The 21,003-nt window shown below is 32.5% G+C and carries 18 protein-coding genes and 2 tRNA genes; 6 read left to right on the forward strand and 14 right to left on the reverse strand.

What is annotated here, in order from left to right; all coding sequences use genetic code 11:
- Positions 1-40 precede the first annotated feature (40 nt).
- From atpE to LHL71_RS04250, 8 genes are all read right to left on the reverse strand, one after another.
- Positions 41-253, reverse strand: coding sequence for a F0F1 ATP synthase subunit C (gene atpE / locus LHL71_RS04215; RefSeq protein WP_227360578.1), 213 nt, complete (start codon positions 251-253; stop codon positions 41-43).
- Between the two features lie 24 nt (positions 254-277).
- Positions 278-991, reverse strand: coding sequence for a F0F1 ATP synthase subunit A (gene atpB, locus LHL71_RS04220; protein ID WP_227360579.1), 714 nt, complete (start codon positions 989-991; stop codon positions 278-280).
- A gap of 305 nt (positions 992-1,296) precedes the next feature.
- Positions 1,297-1,926 carry a uracil phosphoribosyltransferase gene (gene upp, locus LHL71_RS04225; RefSeq protein WP_227360580.1) on the reverse strand — a complete coding sequence of 210 codons (630 nt, stop codon included), beginning with the start codon at positions 1,924-1,926 and terminating at the stop codon, positions 1,297-1,299.
- A gap of 104 nt (positions 1,927-2,030) precedes the next feature.
- The gene (gene glyA, locus LHL71_RS04230; RefSeq protein ID WP_227360581.1) at positions 2,031-3,269 is read right to left on the reverse strand and encodes a serine hydroxymethyltransferase; all 1,239 of its coding nucleotides are present in this window, start codon (positions 3,267-3,269) and stop codon (positions 2,031-2,033) included.
- Positions 3,270-3,297: 28 nt separating this feature from the next.
- Positions 3,298-4,323: an L-threonylcarbamoyladenylate synthase gene (locus LHL71_RS04235; RefSeq protein ID WP_227360582.1), complete on the reverse strand. Its 1,026-nt coding sequence runs from the start codon at positions 4,321-4,323 to the stop codon at positions 3,298-3,300.
- Positions 4,324-4,328: 5 nt separating this feature from the next.
- A complete protein-coding gene (gene prmC / locus LHL71_RS04240) occupies positions 4,329-5,186 on the reverse strand; it encodes a peptide chain release factor N(5)-glutamine methyltransferase (protein ID WP_227360583.1) in 858 nt (285 codons plus the stop codon).
- A complete protein-coding gene (prfA, locus tag LHL71_RS04245) occupies positions 5,176-6,267 on the reverse strand; it encodes a peptide chain release factor 1 (protein ID WP_227360584.1) in 1,092 nt (363 codons plus the stop codon). Before prfA ends, prmC begins: the two co-directional genes overlap by 11 nt.
- A gap of 21 nt (positions 6,268-6,288) precedes the next feature.
- The gene (locus LHL71_RS04250) at positions 6,289-6,861 is read right to left on the reverse strand and encodes a thymidine kinase (protein WP_227360585.1); all 573 of its coding nucleotides are present in this window, start codon (positions 6,859-6,861) and stop codon (positions 6,289-6,291) included.
- Positions 6,862-7,057: 196 nt separating this feature from the next.
- Here LHL71_RS04250 and LHL71_RS04255 point away from each other — a divergent pair, with 196 nt between their 5' ends.
- Together LHL71_RS04255 and LHL71_RS04260 are read left to right on the forward strand one after the other, a co-directional pair.
- Positions 7,058-8,404, forward strand: coding sequence for a Mur ligase family protein (locus LHL71_RS04255; protein ID WP_227360586.1), 1,347 nt, complete (start codon positions 7,058-7,060; stop codon positions 8,402-8,404).
- Positions 8,404-9,108 (forward strand): type 1 glutamine amidotransferase, encoded by a 705-nt coding sequence (locus tag LHL71_RS04260; protein ID WP_227360587.1) that lies wholly within the window; start codon positions 8,404-8,406, stop codon positions 9,106-9,108. The genes LHL71_RS04255 and LHL71_RS04260 overlap by 1 nt, the downstream gene beginning before the upstream one ends.
- Positions 9,109-9,139: 31 nt before the next feature.
- On the opposite strand, the gene LHL71_RS04265 is transcribed toward LHL71_RS04260, so the two are convergent.
- From LHL71_RS04265 to LHL71_RS04275, 3 genes are all read right to left on the reverse strand, one after another.
- The gene (locus LHL71_RS04265; protein WP_227360588.1) at positions 9,140-10,138 is read right to left on the reverse strand and encodes a serine hydrolase domain-containing protein; all 999 of its coding nucleotides are present in this window, start codon (positions 10,136-10,138) and stop codon (positions 9,140-9,142) included.
- Positions 10,139-10,199: 61 nt separating this feature from the next.
- On the reverse strand, positions 10,200-12,014 hold the full coding sequence (locus LHL71_RS04270; RefSeq protein ID WP_227360589.1) for an ABC transporter ATP-binding protein: 1,815 nt from the start codon (positions 12,012-12,014) through the stop codon (positions 10,200-10,202).
- Positions 12,004-13,758: an ABC transporter ATP-binding protein gene (locus LHL71_RS04275; RefSeq protein ID WP_227360590.1), complete on the reverse strand. Its 1,755-nt coding sequence runs from the start codon at positions 13,756-13,758 to the stop codon at positions 12,004-12,006. The genes LHL71_RS04270 and LHL71_RS04275 overlap by 11 nt, the downstream gene beginning before the upstream one ends.
- Before the next feature lie 156 nt (positions 13,759-13,914).
- Here LHL71_RS04275 and LHL71_RS04280 point away from each other — a divergent pair, with 156 nt between their 5' ends.
- From LHL71_RS04280 to LHL71_RS04290, 3 genes are all read left to right on the forward strand, one after another.
- Positions 13,915-14,244, forward strand: a complete 330-nt coding sequence (locus tag LHL71_RS04280) for a hypothetical protein (RefSeq protein WP_227360591.1) — start codon at positions 13,915-13,917, stop codon at positions 14,242-14,244.
- 315 nt (positions 14,245-14,559) lie between these two features.
- Positions 14,560-15,219, forward strand: a complete 660-nt coding sequence (locus LHL71_RS04285; RefSeq protein WP_227360592.1) for a hypothetical protein — start codon at positions 14,560-14,562, stop codon at positions 15,217-15,219.
- Between the two features lie 240 nt (positions 15,220-15,459).
- Positions 15,460-17,448 (forward strand): cation:proton antiporter, encoded by a 1,989-nt coding sequence (locus LHL71_RS04290; protein ID WP_249778704.1) that lies wholly within the window; start codon positions 15,460-15,462, stop codon positions 17,446-17,448.
- 611 nt (positions 17,449-18,059) lie between these two features.
- On the opposite strand, the gene LHL71_RS04295 is transcribed toward LHL71_RS04290, so the two are convergent.
- Positions 18,060-18,132, reverse strand: a tRNA-Gln gene (locus tag LHL71_RS04295).
- A 103-nt stretch (positions 18,133-18,235) separates the two neighbouring features.
- Between LHL71_RS04295 and LHL71_RS04300 the strand changes: the two genes are divergently transcribed.
- Positions 18,236-18,309, forward strand: a tRNA-Glu gene (locus LHL71_RS04300).
- A 54-nt stretch (positions 18,310-18,363) separates the two neighbouring features.
- Here LHL71_RS04300 and LHL71_RS04305 read toward each other — a convergent pair.
- Both LHL71_RS04305 and LHL71_RS04310 read right to left on the reverse strand, forming a co-directional pair.
- Positions 18,364-19,557 (reverse strand): metallophosphoesterase family protein, encoded by a 1,194-nt coding sequence (locus LHL71_RS04305; RefSeq protein WP_227360594.1) that lies wholly within the window; start codon positions 19,555-19,557, stop codon positions 18,364-18,366.
- A gap of 105 nt (positions 19,558-19,662) precedes the next feature.
- Positions 19,663-21,000, reverse strand: coding sequence for a glucose-6-phosphate isomerase (locus LHL71_RS04310; RefSeq protein ID WP_227360595.1), 1,338 nt, complete (start codon positions 20,998-21,000; stop codon positions 19,663-19,665).
- Between the last annotated feature and the right edge of the window lie 3 nt (positions 21,001-21,003).

Below are 21,003 nucleotides of genomic sequence, written 5' to 3' on the forward strand. Positions count from 1 at the left end.
TTCTCAAAACTTAGTTATTAAATTGTTTTATTAGTTTTAATTATTTGTTCATTACTAATAAAGCAACAACGAAGGCGATAATAGGCATAGCTTCAATAAGACCTACACCAATAAACATGTTAGTACGTAATTGACCTGATAATTCAGGTTGGCGTGCCATACCTTCTAACATTTTTGAAATAACCATTCCATCACCAAGTGAGGCACCAATAGCGGCACCTGCCATACAAATACCTGCAGCAATTGCTCCCATAATAAAAATTCCTCCTTAAATATATTATTCCTCGAGTTCTATTTTTCGAGAAATATAAACTGATGCTAGTGTTACAAAAACATAGGCTTGAATACAACCAAGGAAAACTGAGAATGCTTGCCATGCCATTTCGACAGGAAACATTACTACCCACATCAATGGGCCGCCTTTAACCGCCATGCTTGTAATCATTGATAATAACATTTCACCAGAAAAAATATTACCAAATAAACGAAGTCCTAATGTTAAGAAATTAGTGAATTCTTCGAATATGTTTACAATAATAAATGGCTTAAATGGTTTAAGGTAATTAGTGAAATGACCCTTATAACCTAAGCTCTCAATTCCCAAGAATTGCGCTCCTGTTAAAGTTAGCAACGAAAGAGTTAAAGTAACTACTGGGTCAGCAGTTGGACTCTTTACGTATGTAACTCCTGAAATATCAACATGCAGGAATAAACCAAGCAAGTTAGATATTAAAATAAATAGGAATAACGAAAATGCCCACAATCCTAAACTTTTACTTGCTTCACCAGGTATTGAGCTTTTGACAATACCATTTGTGAAATCAACGATAGCTTCTAGAACATTTTGTCCCTTACCAGGTCGCATGCTTATATGCCTAGAAAGTCCAAAGACTAATAAAAAAACAATTAAGCAAGCAACTAATACTGAAATTATATTTGCTAAGTTAAACGTTAATCCTAGGAATTGAAAAGTAGAAGTAGGCTGTCCCACTTGTTCTCACCTCTTTCCACATTAAAGTTTCCGCAACAACCCACCAGAATTAGGTTTTTATCCCGAATTCGAAGTATTGCGATGGTAATGAACACAGAGGTTAAAATGCGTCCAAATACAATTGAAATAATACCACCAATTGAACTAAATTTCAAAAGAAAATATTAAATTTTATGTTAATTAAAAATGTTGCTATGAATAGGTTTTTATTAATTTATTTTAATTAAAATTTTGATTGAAATTTATTGTCAAAATTAAAATTAAATAAAATAAAAAAAGGCTAAAATTAGCCTTTTAATTTTTTACTATTTAGTACCAAATAATCGATCTCCGGCATCCCCTAAACCTGGGATAATATAACCGTCTTCATTTAATCCTTCATCTAAAGCAGCAGTATAGATATCAATATCTGGATGTGCATTTCGTAATGCTTCTACTCCTTCAGGAGCGGCTACTAAACAAACAAATTTAATATTATTAGCACCACGGCGTTTTAAAGCATCAATTGCCATAATTGCTGATCCACCAGTTGCAAGCATTGGATCGACTACGAAAACTTGGCGCTGATCAATATCTGATGGTAATTTCACAAAATATTCATGTGGTTCAAAAGATTCTTCATCACGATACATACCAATATGTCCGACTTTGGCTGCTGGAATTAAGTTTAAAATTCCATCAACCATTCCAATTCCAGCTCTTAAAATTGGAACAACTGCAACTTTCTTACCAGAAATTTGTTTGGCATGTGCAATTCCTTCAGGAGTTTGAACGTCAACATCCTCAAGAGGCATGTCTCTTGAAACATCAAAAGCCATTAAAGTTGCAATTTCATCAACAATTTCTCTAAATTCTTTAGTACCACAATCCTTATTTCTGATCATTGTTAATTTGTGTTGAATCAAAGGATGATCCATTACTTGAAATTTACCCATATAGTCTTACACTCCTTTTTATATCCAAAATATTGTATCACAAATTTAAACCGTTGACCTAAAAAAATAAGATAAAGTAAACATTTACTTTATCTTATTTTTATTTATCCAATAGGATGCTTAGTAGTAAGCTCATTCACCCGTTGTTTTACATCAGCTAAGTTATCCGAGTTATTAGGATTATCAATAACTTGTAAGATTAATTTTGCAACCAATCGACAATCGTCTTCTTTAAACCCGCGAGTAGTAATCGCCGGAGTTCCAATTCTTAAACCACTAGTTTTAGTGGGTGGAAGAGGATCATTAGGAATCGATTCTTTATTAGTAGTTATATTAACCGTTTCTAATATATTTTGTAATTCCATACCATTTAATGAAGTCTTAGTTAAGTCTAAGCTCATAAGATGGTTATCAGTTCCACCAGTTAATACTGATACATTGCTTGAATTATTAAAAACTTCTGCCATTGCCTTAGCATTTTTAATAATTTGACTAGCATAATCTTTAAATTCCGGTCTTAAATCTTCATAAAATGCGGCAGCTTTTCCAGCTATTACATGTTCTAGCGGGCCACCTTGGCTGCCGGGAAATACAGCAGAGTTAATTTTTTTAGCATATTCACTTTTTGCTAAAATTAAGCCACCTCTAGGTCCTCTTAGTGTTTTATGAGTGGTAGTAGTAACTACATCAGCATATTCAACTGGGTTGGGATGTAATTTAGCTGCAACCAGCCCAGCAATATGTGCCATATCAACCATAAGATAGGCGCCAACTTCATCAGCAATTTCTCTAAATTTACGCCAATCGATAATTCGACTATAGGCGGATGCTCCGGCTACAATTAAATTAGGTTTAACCTCTTTAGCGATTCGCATAATTTCTTCATAATCTAATAGCTGAGTATCAGGATCTAGGCCATATGAGTATGAATTATAAATTTTACCTGAAAAACTGACTTTAGAACCATGAGTTAAATGTCCCCCTGCATCCATACCCATTCCTAAAATTTTGTCGCCAGGTTTTAAAAAGGCAGCATAAACTGCCTGATTTGCTTGAGAGCCTGAATGAGGTTGAACATTAGCATATTCAGCATCAAATAATTCCTTAGCTCGATTAATTGCCAAATTTTCTACAACATCAATATATTCACAACCACCATAATAGCGATGGCCTGGGTATCCTTCAGCGTATTTATTAGTTAATACTGAGCCTTGAGCGGCCATGACTGCATTAGAAACAATATTTTCTGATGCAATTAATTCAATATTTTGTTCTTGGCGTCGTTGTTCATTGTCAATAGCGTTCCATAATTCTGGATCTTCAGATTGATAATTGTAATTCATATACCATTCACTCCTTATCTAGTACTACTTATAATTGATCAAAGTACATTTTTCCTGCGGATTTATTTAAACGATTCATATACGCTTCACCTAAATCCTTAGAAACTACTCCCTGAGTAAATATAATTTCAAATTCCGGTTGGCTATCAAAATCTCTTAGTAATTTAAATAATAAACGACTAGCAGAATTAACATCGCTTCCTAGTGATTTTAACATGACATTTTCTGGCCACTTAAAATTAGCAATATCTTGATCAAATGCCATTATTCCAACTGGTTTTTGATAATTATTTTTAATCCATTTAATTACATCATCCCAATTATCTTCTGGTTTGACAATATATACTTGTGCATTAGGAGCATAATGCTTATATTTCATTCCTGGAGCTTTTGGAGTTTCACTAATACCAACATGATGAAATTCATCATTAACTTCTTTTCCTAAAACTTCCTCAAGATCCCTTTTTGTAACGGCACCTGGTCTTAAAATAGTCGGTGTATCAACTGACATATCCAAAACTGTAGATTCAACCCCTACTTTGGTCGATCCATCATCTAAAATACCAGCGATTTTATCATTTAAATCATGATAAACATGTTCCGGTGAAGTAGGACTAGGTTTTCCAGAAGTATTAGCCGAGGGGCCTACTAATGGTTTTTCAGCTAGTTGAATAAGATCCAAAGTCAATTGATTTTTAGGAAATCTAAACGCTGCTGTGTCCAAACCACCAGTTACCGTTTTTGATAAAGCATTTGGTTTGATTTTGAAAATCAATGTTAATGACCCAGGCCAAAATTTTTCAATTAATTTTCGGCTATCAGTATTAAGTTCACCAACATATTTTTCTACCATATTAATACTATTCACATGGACAATTAATGGATTATCACTTGGTCGGCCTTTAGCTTGATAGACTTTTTTTACAGCCTCTTCATTAGTTGCATCGGCCCCTAAACCATAAACCGTTTCTGTCGGAAAAGCTACCAATTCTCCTTGCCGTATTAATTGGGCTGCCTGTTTCAATTGATCTGCTTTAATTATTTTAGTTTTCATTATCATTACCTCTTAAGTCGAATCATCCTATCGTTTCCGGTAATATCTTGTTTTATTTCGACTTTACTATTAGGGAATTTATCTTGGAATAAACGTTGGACAGCTGGCCCTTGTTTGTAACCAATTTCCAAATATAAACTTGCCCTATTATTTAAATATTCATTAGCCTCATCAGCAATTGATTGATAAATTTTCAATCCATTATTAGCAGCAAATAGTGCTAAGGTGGGTTCATATTCGAGCACTTTTTTATCCATTACATTTTTTTCATTGGCTGAAATGTAGGGTGGATTAGAAACAATTAAATCGAATTTACCATCGATATTATTAAATAAATCGCTTAACACGAACTTAACATCTACCTGATTATTATCCGCATTATTTTTAGCAACTCTTAATGCTGCCGATGAAATATCTGATGCTACTAATTGCCAATTGGGACGATACTTTTTTAAAGTAACCGCAATAGCCCCACTACCAGTTCCAATATCTAAAACTCTTAACGGTTCGCCATTAATTGGAAAATCATCAAGAATTGCATCGATTAATTCTTCAGTTTCATTTCTAGGAATTAAGACATCTTCATTAACATAAAATTCGTTTCCATAAAAATCAGCTTTATTAACAATATATTGTACTGGATACCCGGTTATTAATTTTTCAACATCCGTTTTAAACTGGTTCCAGTCGGCCAATTTCATTATTTTATGATTTCTTAATAATAATTCAGTGGTACTAATTGATTGTCGTTTAGTTATTAGTAAATCAATATCATATCTATCTATTTCTTCGATATTTTTAGTAAGCAAAGAAGCCCAGTTACGGGCTTCAAAATAAGTTGGAATATTCATATTAGTATTCATTATTGTTTAAGTTTTCTAACTTCTTAGCTTGGTCAGATAAGACTAAAGCATCAATAACATCTTCTAATTCACCATTCATTACTCGATCTAATTTATTCAATGTTAGACCAATACGGTGATCCGTCACACGGTTTTGTGGGAAATTATAAGTTCGAATTCTTTCCGAACGGTCCCCTGTCCCTACCGCAGATTTTCTTTCAGAATTATATTGATCCTTTTCTTGTTGTAAGTAGTAATCATATACACGGTTCTTTAAAATTTGCATTGCTTTAGCACGATTTTGTTGTTGTGAACGTTCATCTTGCATTGCTACTACAATTCCAGTAGGTAAATGAGTCATTCTAACTGCAGATGAGGTTTTATTAATATGTTGTCCACCAGCTCCAGATGAACGATAAACGTCAGTACGAATATCTTTAGGATCGATTTCAATATCAACGTCTTCTTCTTCAGGCATAACTCCCACAGTAGCTGTAGAAGTGTGCACTCGACCTGCTGATTCAGTAACTGGAACTCGTTGTACTCGGTGAGCACCATTTTCGTATTTCAACTTAGAATATACATTATTACCAGTTATCATTAATACGATTTCTTTGAAACCACCAACTTCAGTTTCATTACGATCAACGATTTCAATATTCCAACCTTGTTTTTCAGCATAGCGAGTATACATATTAAACAAATCAGCAGCAAATAAACTACCTTCATCACCACCAGCAGCACCATGAATTTCCATAATAATATTCTTTTCATCATTAGGATCTTTAGGTAATAGCAAGATTTTCAATTGATCTTCTAACTCAGCCTTTTCGGTCTTAAAATCAGAAATTTCTTCCTTAACCATAGCTTCTAAATCACTATCGTCAATTTTAGAACGTAACATTTCTTCATCATCATTAAGCTGAGTAGTAACATCTTGATAATGGTTATATACACTAACTGTTTCTCTTAAATTAGCTTCTTCTTTAGATAACTCTCTAAATCTTTTATTATCTGAAATAATTTCTGGATCACTAATTAATTCATTAACTTCATCATAGCGATCTACAACCGCTTGTAATTTTTCAAAAACTTCATCCATTAATTTAATTTCCTCGTTTCCTTATTTAATTGGTGGATTATTATAGTGGCGTCTGCAAACCGGATAGTATGATTCGTTGCCACCCATTTGAATTTGTTCGCCTTCATAAACTGGTTTACCATTACTAAAGCGAACATTCATTATTGCTTTTTTCTCACAGAACCAGCAAATTGTTTTCATTTCCTCAATCTTATCAGCATATAGTAATAATGCTTCAGAACCTTCAAAAAGATGATTTTGGAAATCATTTTTTAACCCAAATGCCATAACAGGAATATTTAATTCATCAACTATTTGAGATAGTTGGAGAACATGCTCTTTTTTTAAAAACTGGGCTTCATCAATCAAAATACAACTTGCATTAGGATTAACTTCTTGAACCTTATTAAAAACATTGGTATCGTCAAAAATTGGCACAGCTTTTCGATTAAGTCCCACTCTAGACTCAATCATTCCATGCTCTTCACGAGTATCGACGGCACTTGTCATTATAATGACACTTTTATTTTGCTCTTCATAATTATGTGACACTTTAATAATTTCAATTGTCTTTCCACTATTCATTGCACCGTATCGATAAAATAATTGAGCCATATTCTCACCTTTTTCTTCAAATTATACTTTTTCATTATACAAAATTTTTTATACATTTTCGATAGGCATTATTAATTTAGCATTTGAAAACTTGTATTTTTTAAAAAATAGATATAAGATTGTCCATCAAATTAAAATATATGATAAAATTTACTATTAATAAAAATCGATTTTAGATAATAGGAGCTAGGTAAACATGTCATTCAAAAGTACATTTGCAACCGCTGCAGGTAGATCTTCATACTGGTTTTTACACACTTTTATGAAAGGTGGAAGTTCTCTACCTGGCAAGATTACCACCAAAATAGATCCAGATATTTTAGCAACCTTAGGAAAAAATTACGATGTAATTATTATTACTGGAACCAACGGAAAAACTTTGACAACTGCACTAACTGTTCAAGTTTTGCGTGAAAAATATACCGATGTTTTAACTAATCCTACTGGGTCTAATATGGAACAAGGAATTGTAACTACCTTCTTGACTGCACCAAGTACTAAGGGAAAACGTCCTCTAGCTATCTTAGAAGTTGATGAAGCTAACATTATTAAAGTAACTAAATATATTCAACCAAAAGCGTTTGTATTTACTAATATTTTTAGAGATCAAATGGATCGATTCGGTGAAATTTACACAACTTATCAAAAAATTCTGGACGGTGTAGCATTAGCACCCAATGCTACAATTATTGCTAATGGCGATGCCCCAATTTTTCATAGTAAAGATTTACCTAATCCTGTAATTTATTATGGATTTAATAATCAAAAAGATAGTGACATTAAAGCTAGTCCTAATACCGATGGAGTATTATGTCCAGTTTGTCAGCACATTTTACATTATAACTTTATTACTTACTCAAACTTAGGTAAATATTTCTGTCCTCATTGTGGATATAAACGTCCCGAATTAACTTATCAAGTAACTAACATTGATGACTTAAAACCAACTAACTCTACTTTTGATGTTGATAATTTCCAATTAAAAATTGGCATTGGTGGAGTTTATAATATCTATAACGCTTTGGCTGCCTATTCAGTTGGTCGTTTCTTAGGAGTTAGTCCTGAACAAATTAAACACGCCTTTGAAAAAGATGAACATATTTTTGGCCGCCAAGAAGAAATTAATGTTGAAGACAAAAAAGTCACTTTAATTCTTGTTAAAAATCCCGTAGGTCTAAATCAAGTTATTGACATGATTTCTACTGATCCAGATGAATTTTCATTTATTGGATTGTTAAACGCTAATTATGCCGACGGAATTGACACTAGTTGGATTTGGGACGGTGATTTTGAGCGATTACCACAAATGAATATTAAGCACTTTATTACTGGGGGAGAACGATATAAAGATATCACCTTTAGACTTAAAGTTGCTGGTGTTCCCGAAGAAAAACATGATATAATTCCCGAATTAAATAAAGTAGTTGATGCTATTAAAAATCAACCAACTGAAAAAGTATATATTTTAGCTACCTATACAGCGATGATGCAATTACGTAAAATGTTCGCTGAAAAAGGTTATATTAAAGGAGGCATTAATTAATGAAATACTCATTAAAAGTTGCACATCTATATGGTGATTTAATGAACCCTTATGGAGATATGGGAAACGTATTGGTTTTGAAATATCTAGGCGCTAAGATGGATATTGATATTTCAGCTGAAGTAGTTAGTTTAGACCAACCATTTAACGCTGATGATTATGATATTGCCGTTTTTGGTGGTGGCCAAGATTTTGAGCAATCAATTGTTTCAAAAGATATTCAAAATAAAAAAACTGAATTAACCCGCTTTATTGAAAATGATAAATCCTTACTAGCCATTTGTGGCGGATACCAATTATTAGGTCACTATTATGTCGATGCTGAAAATAATAAACTACCTGGAATTGGTGCTTTAGATCACTACACTGAAAAACAAGAAAATCATCGTTTTATTGGTGATATTATTATTGAAAATGAAGAAACTGGTGAACAATACCATGGTTTTGAAAATCACCAAGGAATGACTTATCTAGGTAAAGGTGAACGTCCTTTAGGTAAGGTACTACAAGGTAACGGAAACAATGGTAGCGACCAATCAGAAGGGGTTATTTATAAACACACTTACGGAACCTACTTCCATGGTCCAATTTTAGCTAGAAATCCACAAATTGCAAAACACCTATTAATTAACGCTTTGCAAAAGAAATATCCTGATACCGACTTCACAGAACAAAATAATTTAGTTGTTGAAGAAACCTTCTAAATAAAAAGACTAGGAAAATTTCCTAGTCTTTTTATTTTTCATTAATGAATGTATCAATTAGAATTTGTCGTCTTATTAAAAATTCTTGGTTAGGCTCTGGATGAACTCGATTTGATAAAAAGATTAAGGAACGTTTTAATTCACGGCTAATAATCAAAATAGTTCCAGTAAACCCGGTATGTACAATATAGGGAACATTTTTAAAATTATATCGCAAATCCCAACCTAAGGAACGATTTTTTGATTTCATCGGAGTCTGATCAACAAATAATTCATTTAAAAATTTACTTGAAACAACTTGATCATTGAATACTTGACCCATAATCCATTGGCTAAAAATAATTAAGTCATCTAACGTTGAAAATAATCCGGCTGCTCCACTATGTTCACCTAAAATATAAGTTTTAGGATCATGTACTTCTCCTCTAATCAAGCCACGGTCATTAGTAATTTCTGTTGGTACTGAATTAATTTTACTAGGAGTAAACGTCGTATGCTTTAAACCTAATGGATTAATTACTATATCAGTTATAGCTTTTTGAATAGAAATACCTAGAATTTTTTCAGCAATCCATCCTAAAAAGATAAAATTAACATCTTGATATTTAATTTGTTTTGCGAAATTTTTTCCTACTTTTAAATTTAATAAGGCTTTTCTTAAATCATTTGGTGCCAATTTATTTCGATTTTCAATATATCCAACTATATCTGAAGTATGTGTAATTAAATTTATAATTTTAACTTGAGAATCCTGCCATTCAGGTAAATACTTTTGAATTGGGTCGAATAAATTAAGCTTTTGCTCTTCAATTAATTTCATAATTACCGGTACGGTTCCAACTACTTTGGTCAAGGATGCTAAATCATATTGTAACTGGTCTGTTAATTTAACTTTATTAGGGGTTATTTCAGCTAAACCCATAATACGTTTATTGATCTGGTCGTGATCAATAATTGCATAACTTACTCCTGGCATTAAGCCGTCACTTAACATGTCATTAATAATTTTTTCAGTTTTTTTAAAATGCATCAACTCACCTCTCCTATATTCTATAACAAAAAAGCGAAAGGAAATCATTCCTTTCGCTTTTTTATGCTAAATCGTTACCAGCAAATTGTGAGTTATATAAGTCGGCATAAAAGCCTTCTTTTTCTAACAATTCATTATGGTTACCAGTTTCAATAATTTGTCCATGGTTCATAACAACAATGTTATTTGCACCTTGAATAGTCGATAGTCGATGCGCAATTACAAAACTAGTTCTTCCTTGTGATAAGCGATCCATAGCATCTTGAATTAATTCTTCGGTTCTAGTATCAACTGAAGAAGTAGCTTCATCTAAAATTAAAACTTGTGGATTAGCAATAAACGCTCTTGCAATAGTTAGTAATTGACGTTGACCTTGTGAGATATTACTTGCATTTTCATTTAATATCGTATTGTATCCATCAGGTAACTGGCGAATAAAAGTATCGGCATGTGCCATTTTAGCAGCTTCGTATACTTCTTCTTCACTAGCACTTTCCTTACCATACTTAATATTATCAAATATGGTACCTTTAAATAACCATGTGTCTTGTAGCACCATTGCCATGTGACTTCTAAGTTTTGGACGGGTTTCGTCTCTGGTATCTAAACCATCCATCTTAATAGAACCTGAATCAATATCATAGAAACGTTCTAATAAGTTAATAATTGTAGTTTTACCAGCTCCAGTTGGTCCAACAATCGCTACCATTTCACCAGGATTTACAGATAAATTAAAATTCTTAATTAACTGACGATCAGGTACATACCCAAAGTTAACATTTTCAAAATGAATCTTAGCTTTGTCATTTTCGTCAAACGGAACATCAGCCAATTCAGTCGACATTTCTGGTTCATCTAAAATCATAAAAATTCTTTCAGCAGAAGCAATTGTTGATTGGATGGTGTTAGTCAAACTTGCTAACTGTGTAATGGGTTGTGAAAACATATTAGTGTATTGTAAGAAAGCTTGGATGTTACCTAATGTAACTTGTCCATTAGTAACTTGAATACCACCAATGATTGCTACAAACACGTAATCTAAATTCTTAATAAGGTTCATCAATGGGAAAACAAAACTTGATAAAAATTGGGCTTTCCAAGAAGCCTTGTAATATTTTTGATTACTTTCTTCAAAATCTTCAATCGTTACATTTTCGCGATTAAAAGTTTTAATAATACTTTGACCGGCATAATCTTCTTCAATCTTACCATTTAAAGTACCAAGTTCAGCTTGCTGAGCACCAAAAAGTTTTTGTGATTTAGGTGCGATAATCCCTACCACGATAGCACTTAATGGTAAAGTTGCTAAAGCTACAAGGGTTAGCTTCCAACTAATTGTAAGCATCATGATTAAAACCCCAAAAAATGTAAAGAAACTCGTAATCATTTGAGTCAAACTTGATTGAAGCATGGTATTGATATTATCCATATCATTGACTGCTCGAGACATAATGTCACCATTTGAATTAGTATCATAAAATGAAATTGGTAAACGTCTCATTTTCGCTTTAAGATCTTTTCTTAATTGATAAACAATTTTTTGAGAAATTCTACTCATTACAATTTGTTGAATCAATTGAGCTAAACTGGCTAATAAGTAAAGCACTGCTACTTCTAAAATAATTATGCCAATTTTTTTGAAATCAATTGGGAAAGACTTAATTGCAATACCAGCTTTTAGCTGTGAAGTACCTGCCATTACTCCTTTAAAAATTTCAGTTGTTGCTTTACCTAAAATTTTAGGAGTTACAATTTGTAAAATAACGGCTCCAATGGCCATTACAATTGCTAACACAATACCCCGGATCCAATGTCTAGTGTATTTAATTAGCCTAGCAGAAGCCCGCCAAAAATTATCAGGACGCTTATTTTGCATCAATAAGACCCCCCTCTTCTTTTTTAATTTGAGAATTCATAATATCTTGATAAATTGGATTATTTTCAACAAGTTCTTGATGAGTTCCCTTACCAACTACTTGACCATTATCTAAAACTAAAATTAAATCTGCACTGGCAACTGTTGAAATTCTTTGAGCAACAATTACACTAATTCCACGACTAACTTGTTCGTCATGATTTAAAGCCATTCGCAATTCAGAATCAGTTTTAAAATCTAGTGCTGAGAAAGAATCATCAAAAATATAAACATCCGCTGGTTTTAAAATAGTTCTAGCAATAACTAATCGTTGACGCTGTCCACCAGAGAAGTTTTCACCGTTTTGTTCAACAATATAGTCTAAGCCGGCATCTTTATCATTTTTAATAAAGTCTGAAGCTTGAGCCACATCTAATGCATGCCAAATTTCTTCATCAGTGGCATCAGGTTTACTAAAAAGCATATTTTCTCGAATAGTACCTGAGAATAAAATAGCTTTTTGCTGTGTAATTGAGATCTGAGCGTGTAAATCATGCTGGGTCATATCTTTAATATCTACACCATTTAATGAAATTTCACCACTTTCAGGATCGAATAGTCGTGGAATTAAGTTAACTAATGAAGATTTACCAGAACCAGTTCCCCCAATAATGGCCACCGTTTGACCACCCTTGGCTTCAAAATCAACATCTTCTAAAGCAAGTTTTTCCGCATTGGCATAACGGAAATTAACATGGTCAAATTTCAAAGATGGTTGCTTAGTTTCGCTAGTTGTTGAAACCGGGTTTTTAGGATCTGTTATAGAATCTTTAACATCCAAAACTTCATTAATTCGGGCAGCTGATGCAGATGCTCGTGGAATAAATACAAAAATTAATGATAGCATCATAAAACTAATTAAAATTTGTGCTGAATAAGTAATGAAAGATAATAAGTTACCAACTTGAAGGGCTTGGGCAGAAACTAATTTTCCACCTAACCAAATAATCCCTACGTTAGTAAAACTAAGTACCAATGTCATGATTGGCATAATAAATGAAACAATTGTAAATACTCGCATACCAGTATTAGCAAAATCTTTATTGGCTTTGTCAAATCGTTCTTGTTCAAAGTCATCTTGATTAAATGCTCGAATTACTCTTACTCCAGTTAAACCTTCTCTAAACACCAAGTTAATGTCATCAGTTTTCTTTTGTAAACTCTTAAAGAGTGGTACTGCAAAGAACATCACAATCATTACCGCTACTGCCAAAACTGGAATGGCAATGGCAAATGATGAAGTTAGTCGTGGACTTTTAATATATGCTAAAATTCCAGCGCCAATTAACATAATTGGTGACATTAACATCATTCTTAAGATTTGAACCATTACATTTTGGATTTGAACCACATCGTTAGTAGTACGGGTATTTAATGAAGCTTCTCCAAATTTATCAATATCTTCGCTCGAAAAATTAATGACCTTTTTAAATAGATCAGATCTAATTTTTGCACCAAGTTTCATTGATTGAGTTGAAGCAAAATAAACATTTCCTGCCGCAGCAGCTACCCCTACGATAGAAACAATAATCATCATTATTCCTTGATTCCAAATATATCCTATGTTATTTTGTGCTATCCCCTTATCAACAATATTTGCTGTAACGGTTGGTAAAAATAAATCACAAGATACCTGAAGAATCATGAATAAAATTGCTCCAAGTACTGCCCCAAAAGACAGTCTTGATTTGGCTAATTTTATCAATTACTTGACCTCCTAAATTCATAAATAAATATTAAAACAAGTTTTACCGAATAGGAATAATTATACGCTTTTTAACGATCTTTTCAAAACTTAATAATAATTTATTACATAAATAAAATAATTTGGTAAAATTGCATTATAAAAGGAGGCAATCCTATGCCAAGTAATTCAGATACGCTTTATCATGCTTTGTATTACATAAAAAATCATCCTTCAAAAATTGCATTTTCTCAGCAAAAATACAACAATGCACTTGAAATGTTTATTGATGACTCCGTACCCATGGGGAACGTCGAGTTGTATTTTCCAGATCAAAAATTAGCAGTTAATAAAATGTCTTCAGAATTCATTACCATGCATAATGATTTATTAGACTACTACTATAATATGACTAATCAAACCGATGCCAATTTTTCTGACGTTTGGATAACAAGTAGTCATTTAGTTAACCAACATAAATATTTAATAGATATATCCTTTGAATAACAAAAAAGTGTGCCCAAATGGGCACACTTTTTTGTAGGTATGAAATTTGGTAATTGCCTGAAATTACCAAATGCAATTATACCATAAAGATAAAATAATAATAACTATTTTGTAATAACGGTTGATGTAGTTAACTAATTATAATCTTATTGCTAAGTTTACTAATATAAAATTGGAATAATAGAGTTAATTAAGTATTTTTTAATATAATAACCAATTAAAATCTTTTTTAAAAAAAACACTTTCTTTTGATTATTTTTAATTTATACTATACTAAACGTATTAATGTTAATTACATACAACGGAGGTTACCTAATGAAAAAGGGAATTTTAATTGCATCATCTGCATTACTAGCTATTACTTTAGCTGGTTGTAGTAGTGGCAACTCATCAAAATCTAACGATAGCCAAGTAGCTACTTCTAAGCAAGCTAGCTCAAATTCATCAAATGATAACGCTAAAAATGACGATAGCCATAATACTAGTGATAATGGTTCAGATGATACTTCTAATAACAATAATGAAAGTAACTCATCAGCTTCAACTGATACTAGCTCCGATAATACTGATACAAATAACAATTCCAACAGTAGCAGTGACTCTAATCAAATGAGTAACGATACCGATTCAAACGAAAATGATAGTAAAAATTCAAATGCTACTTCATCAACTACTGATACAAATGAATCTACCGATACTAATAAAAATACCGTTAACAAAGCTAATAGTACCGATAGTCAAGCAACTCAAGTTACATCAGTTAGCCAAGCTATCGATTTAGTAAAATCACAATATAACGGTTCCGACAAAAATGTTACTTGGTCTGCTGGATCCAATGATCTAAGACAAGATGACAATGGAAAATCATATTATTGGATTAGAGGCCAACATACTACCTACTCAAATAATGGTATGGGAAGCCACGGATTAAGTTACCATGTATATCAAGATGGTAAAATCGTTGAAGGCTGGTAAGCCAAAAAAGAACCCTATTTATAAATAGAGTTCTTTTTAAATAAAATCTTTAATTTAACTAGTTGTTCGATAAATTAAGCTCGTCATTGGTAGTAGTTATGTTTCGAAACGAGACAATACTCCTTTGATGAGCTTATTTTTGTATTAAAATAATAGCATAACAATTCATATCGAGGTTAAAATATTATGACAACTGCATTTTTTATAATTATTATCTTTTTGGGTATAATAACTTCAATAATGATTCAACACCATCTATCAAAGCTTCCACTCCCGATTATATACATAGTAATGGGAGTTATTTTGTCAGTTATTCCACTATATCGGCATTTTACTTTCGACCCAAGTTTATTTTTGTTCATAATTGTTGCTCCCCTACTTTATAACGATGCTAAGTCTGCATCTCGTTATTGGATCGGACGAGGCTTTGTTAACATCATTTCATTATCTATTGTTTTAGTTTTAATTACAGTAATTGGAGTTGGGACATTAATTCACGGAATTTTTCCAATTATTCCGCTATCCTTAGCAATAGCCATAACAGCAATTGTAACTCCAACTGATGCCACCGCAGTCAGTGCTTTTTCTCACCCAAATAAGAATTTACAAATTCCCTACATTATTTTACAAAACGAATCACTATTTAACGATGCTACAGGCTTTGTAACCTTAAACATTGCGCTGACAATGTATTTAAGTGGTACCTTCTCTATTGGCACAGCTGTATCTGAATTTCTTTTAGAATTTGGTGGTGGATTGCTATTTGGAATGATATTAGGTTTTATAGCTCATTTCCTAAGATCTATATTGTTTGCTATAGGAGATGATGAACCCTTAATTATGGTAATCCTCGAAGTGTTAGTCCCTTTTATTGCATATTTTTTAGCTGATGAATTAAATCTATCGGGAATTTTAGCGGTAGTCGCTGCGGGACTAGTTCAGGGTGCTGAAAACGATAATCTACAACTAACTTCAAGCAAATTACAATTAGTGCAAGAAAATGCTTGGGAATTAGTAGAACAAATTTTAACCGGAGTAATTTTTTTAATTTTAGGAATTTCACTACCAACCATTATTAGTGAGATTCTAGATACCGGAGTTCAAAACATTTTTATTTTAATTTTAATTGGGTTAACTATATACGTATTTAAATTTTTGATTCGCCTAATTTGGACTAGATACTTGGTTTGGATGCATTTAAAGCGTAGTAGTCGTTGGCATGATAGTTGGATAATGAGTTTTAGTGGTGCTAGTGGAACTATTTCTTTAGCATTGGCACTTTTATTGCCCAAGTCGATTAATCAAAATGCCATTATTAATCGTGATGCTTTAATTTTTATTGTCCTTACAATTATCATAATTAGTATGGTATTAGCAGCAATATTTGTTCCTAAACTAACTAAACCAAGTGATTCTGACGAAGAAGTTAAACCGTTTGATCAATGGTTTAGAGAAATGATCATGGTAGCCATGAACACCATTCAAAAAACAACTGATCATCGTCCAGAAGCCGAAATTGTTGTAGACACGCTTAGTCGACAATTACATTCTCATAAAATTGTAAATCATAAAAAACGTAATCAAATTTATCGACAAGCCTACGAAATTGAAAAACAAACTATCACTGAATTATTCACTCTACAAAAAATTACTGAAGATGAGTATATTTACTATCTTGAATTCTTAAACCTTAGTTTAAAGACAGCTACAGGAAATCTATTAACTAACTTTATCTTACGTTTAAAATTTGGATTGCATATTGGTAAATTATATCGTGATCTTGGAACCGTCCAAGATATGTTTCTAACCTCTCCGCAATTAGCGGAACAATTTTACTGGGTTAACCAATTTGAACTTCATAATGAAGATATTAAACCGATCGAAAATGCTGGCTTTAATCAAGTGATGAAGTACTTAAAAGAAATTTCTGATATTCAAGCTACAAGTATCGAATTACACGATGTCCGTAGTTTCTATCGAGACCGTCATCGCCGCATGCAACAGGCCAACCCAAATCCAAAAATATTTTATCAATTATTCTTAGATGCTTTTAAGGCCGAATTTGAATTTTTGCAAAGGGCTATTCAAGATAATAAAATTGAAATGGATACTGCCGAATCTTTGCAAGAACATATTATCTATGACCAAATGTCTATGATTAGAAATAGTTCAAATTACACCAAAAATTACTCCATCCAACGTTATGATAAAAATAGGTATACAGATTAATGATCTACCGTTAATAAAATCTTAAAAAAGCCCCCAACTTTAATTAGTTGGAGGCTTTTTTATTGGAAAAATATTAAATTTAATTTTATAAAAAATTTGCCTTGCATGCTATATATAGTATGCAATAAAATTATAGTCAAGCGAGGGAGTAACTACCTGAACGAAGCTTAGCAAGATAGGTGCATTCACACTCCTCAATCATTCTAGACCAAAAAGAGGTGGTAAACGTGACTATACTAGGAGAGGTTTTGCAGATTGTGAAGTATATCTTCATGATATTCCTATTATCTAGGGCCGTGATTAATTTCGCTAAAGCCTATCAAATAATAAAAAAAGCTAACCAAAAAGGAGTTTGACAATGAAAAAAGAAACCGTACAAAAATTAACTATGTTGTTTTCGATTGTTGCATTAATATTCTCGTTTTTATCATTTATTAAGGTGTGGTTTTAATATCTTAAATATTATGCTTTCTGAAAATCAGATAATAAAAAAGCTAACCAATAAAGGTTAGCTAAACAGTAAAACAGTGCAATTTTATGAACACTGTACTTTTGTTAAACGTTGATATAACATCATTTAACTACTAATTAAAATGTATGAAATTCGTCTATTGGGCATACTGGGCTCGAACCAGTAAATTACGGATTCAGAGTCCGCTGCCTTACCAATTTGGCGAATGCCCAAAAATATTACATATTAATGATATATAGGGATAACAAATATGTCAATAATATTTTATAAATTGACAAACATATTTATATTTGATAAAGTAATATTACAGTTTATTGCCCGCTGGTCAAACTGGTTTAAGACGTCGCCCTCTCAAGGCGGAGTTACGGGTTCGAGCCCCGTGCGGGTGATTTAATACGATAAATAAAACCGATAAGCAGATTGCTTATCGGTTTTTTAATGTATTAATAATTAAACAAGCGATCGCTACCCGCTCCATATCTAATCATTGTCATGGTTCGCTTACTATGATCAATAGTTATAACATCCCAAGCGTCTTCATTTTCTTGACCAATCTGTCGTCCATGAACTGCACCACGATCATATGCGCTACATAAACTTTCTATATATAACACATCATTAAATTTAACATCACGATCAACATGGGCATGCCCGGACATTACTGCAATAACTCTACCACTTGGCTTATCAGAAAAGTCTACACTTACTTTTACTTTATAATTAGGATCATTTTCTGGTAGTGGAGCAATAGGATTGCCCCTTACGTCTTTTTTATTAGGTCCAAATCCACTGCCGGTATAACTAGTTGCTTGTTGGAAAGCTTCAATAATTCCAACGATCACATTTCCGGCATGTTGAAAGTTAGCATGATTTTCGTCTTTCCAAATTCCTCTTAGTGAACTATGCGATTCAATCAAGACTTGTTTATCATTTGGAACACTTTGTAAAGTATTGATAAACCAATCAACTTGTGCTTGGCGAAATTCTGAACGACCATGTGAAATATAAACTGATGTTAATCCTCTAGATATATATGGAACATCATATGAATTTAAAACAATTACTACTAAATTATCATTAGCTACATAATATCCATAAGGATTAGTAGGATCATTAGGATTGGTTTTTAGCCATTGATTATATTGAGATAGCCTTATAGGATAAGCATCCTGATCATTAATTATTGCAGCAAATGAGCGATTATCCTGATCTCTAGAATAACCAGAATTATCATCATGATTTCCTTGGGTAACAATAAAAGGCACCTTAGTTAATTGATGGGCTTCAATTCCCGCTTGAACATCTACTATCGAATCAGCTTTAGGCTTATTACCATCCTCTAAATCCCCATTATTTAAAATAAAATCCAATCCATAAGTGTCAGCATAGTATGAAATTGCCTGAACATGTCGTAAGGCTCTTTTAGTTGCTTGAGTACCATTTAAATCAATATGCGTATCCGTAATCATACCAAAGGTAGTAGTATTACTATTTTGATATTGTTTAACCTTATCATTGACGGATTGCATCCAATTTTTTTCATCATTCGAAGGATTAAAAGGATCTAGTCCATTCCCTAATTCTTTATTTTTTAAATAATTAGTGTGTAATTTTTGCAAACCAGATAAAAATCCCATTATTTCGCCTTCTTAATCTATATATTTTAGATTAATTATAGATTAATTTGGTTCAGTTAGTAAAAATTTTGACTAAAAAAGAGGCCAATCAATCGGCCTCTTTTTTTATTTTAATCGTTCATTTAATTTTTTAGAAATTTCTTCATATCCAGGTTTACCTAATAAACCAAACATATTAGTTTTATAAGCTTCTACCCCTGGTTGATTAAATGGATTAATACCATTTAAGTATCCAGAAATTGCAACCGCAATTTCGAAGAAGTAAATTAAATATCCTAGAGAATATTCAGTTTGATCAGGTATATGAACTGTCATTACTGGTACTCCACCATCGGTATGAGCAATAACAACTCCTTCGTAAGCTTTAGTGTTAACCCAATCCAATGATTTACCTTGTAAATATTCAAGACCATCTAAATTATTATCTTCGGATGGAATAGTAATGTCACTATTGGGATGATCTAACTTAACAACTGTTTCAAATAGGTTTCTTAAGCCTTCTTGAATATATTGACCTAATGAGTGCAAATCAGTAGTGAAGTTTGCTGATGATGGGTAGATTCCTTTTTGATCCTTACCTTCGGATTCACCCATTAATTGTTTCCACCATTCTGAAAGCATCTTCATATTTGGTTCATAGTTTTCAAGAATTTCGGTAGTATATCCCTTGCGATATAAAATATTTCTTAAGGCAGCGTAACGATAAGCATCATTTTTAGATAAATCAGTATCAGTTAGTTCGTGTTGTGCATCACGAGCTCCTTCCATTAATTTATCAATATCACTACCGGAAACAGCAATTGGTAAAAGACCAACCGCAGTCAATACGGAGTATCTACCACCAACACCATCAGGAATTACGAAACTTTCCCAACCATTGGCATCAGCTTCTTGTTTCAAAGCACCTTTATGGGCATCAGTAGTAGCATAAATACGTTTATTAGCTTCAGTTTCACCATATTTTGCAACTAAGATTTGTTTGAATACTCTAAAAGCTACTGCTGGTTCAGTAGTTGTTCCTGATTTTGAAATTATGTTAATTGAGAAATCATCATCACCAATTTTTTTAATTAAATCTGATAAATAAGACGAACTTAATGAGTTACCAGCAAATACTACTTGGGTTGCTTGGTTATCATCTTTATAGAAATTTGAGTGTAAGAAGTCAAGTGCCATTTGTGCACCAAGATAAGATCCACCAATTCCAATAGTTACTAAGTACTTAGAATCACTTTGAATTTTGGCAGCTGCTTTTTTGATACGGTCAAATTCTTCATGATCGTAATTGGTTGGTAAATCTAACCAATCACGGAAATCACTTCCTGCTCCTGTACCATTTCTTAGTTCATCATTTGCGGCATTAACCATAGCTTGCATTTCTGGAACTTCATTATCATGAACAAACTTAGATAATGCTGAATCATCAAAAGTAATATATGACATAAT

Source organism: Lentilactobacillus laojiaonis, assembly GCF_020616595.1.
Lineage (GTDB): Bacteria > Bacillota > Bacilli > Lactobacillales > Lactobacillaceae > Lentilactobacillus > Lentilactobacillus laojiaonis.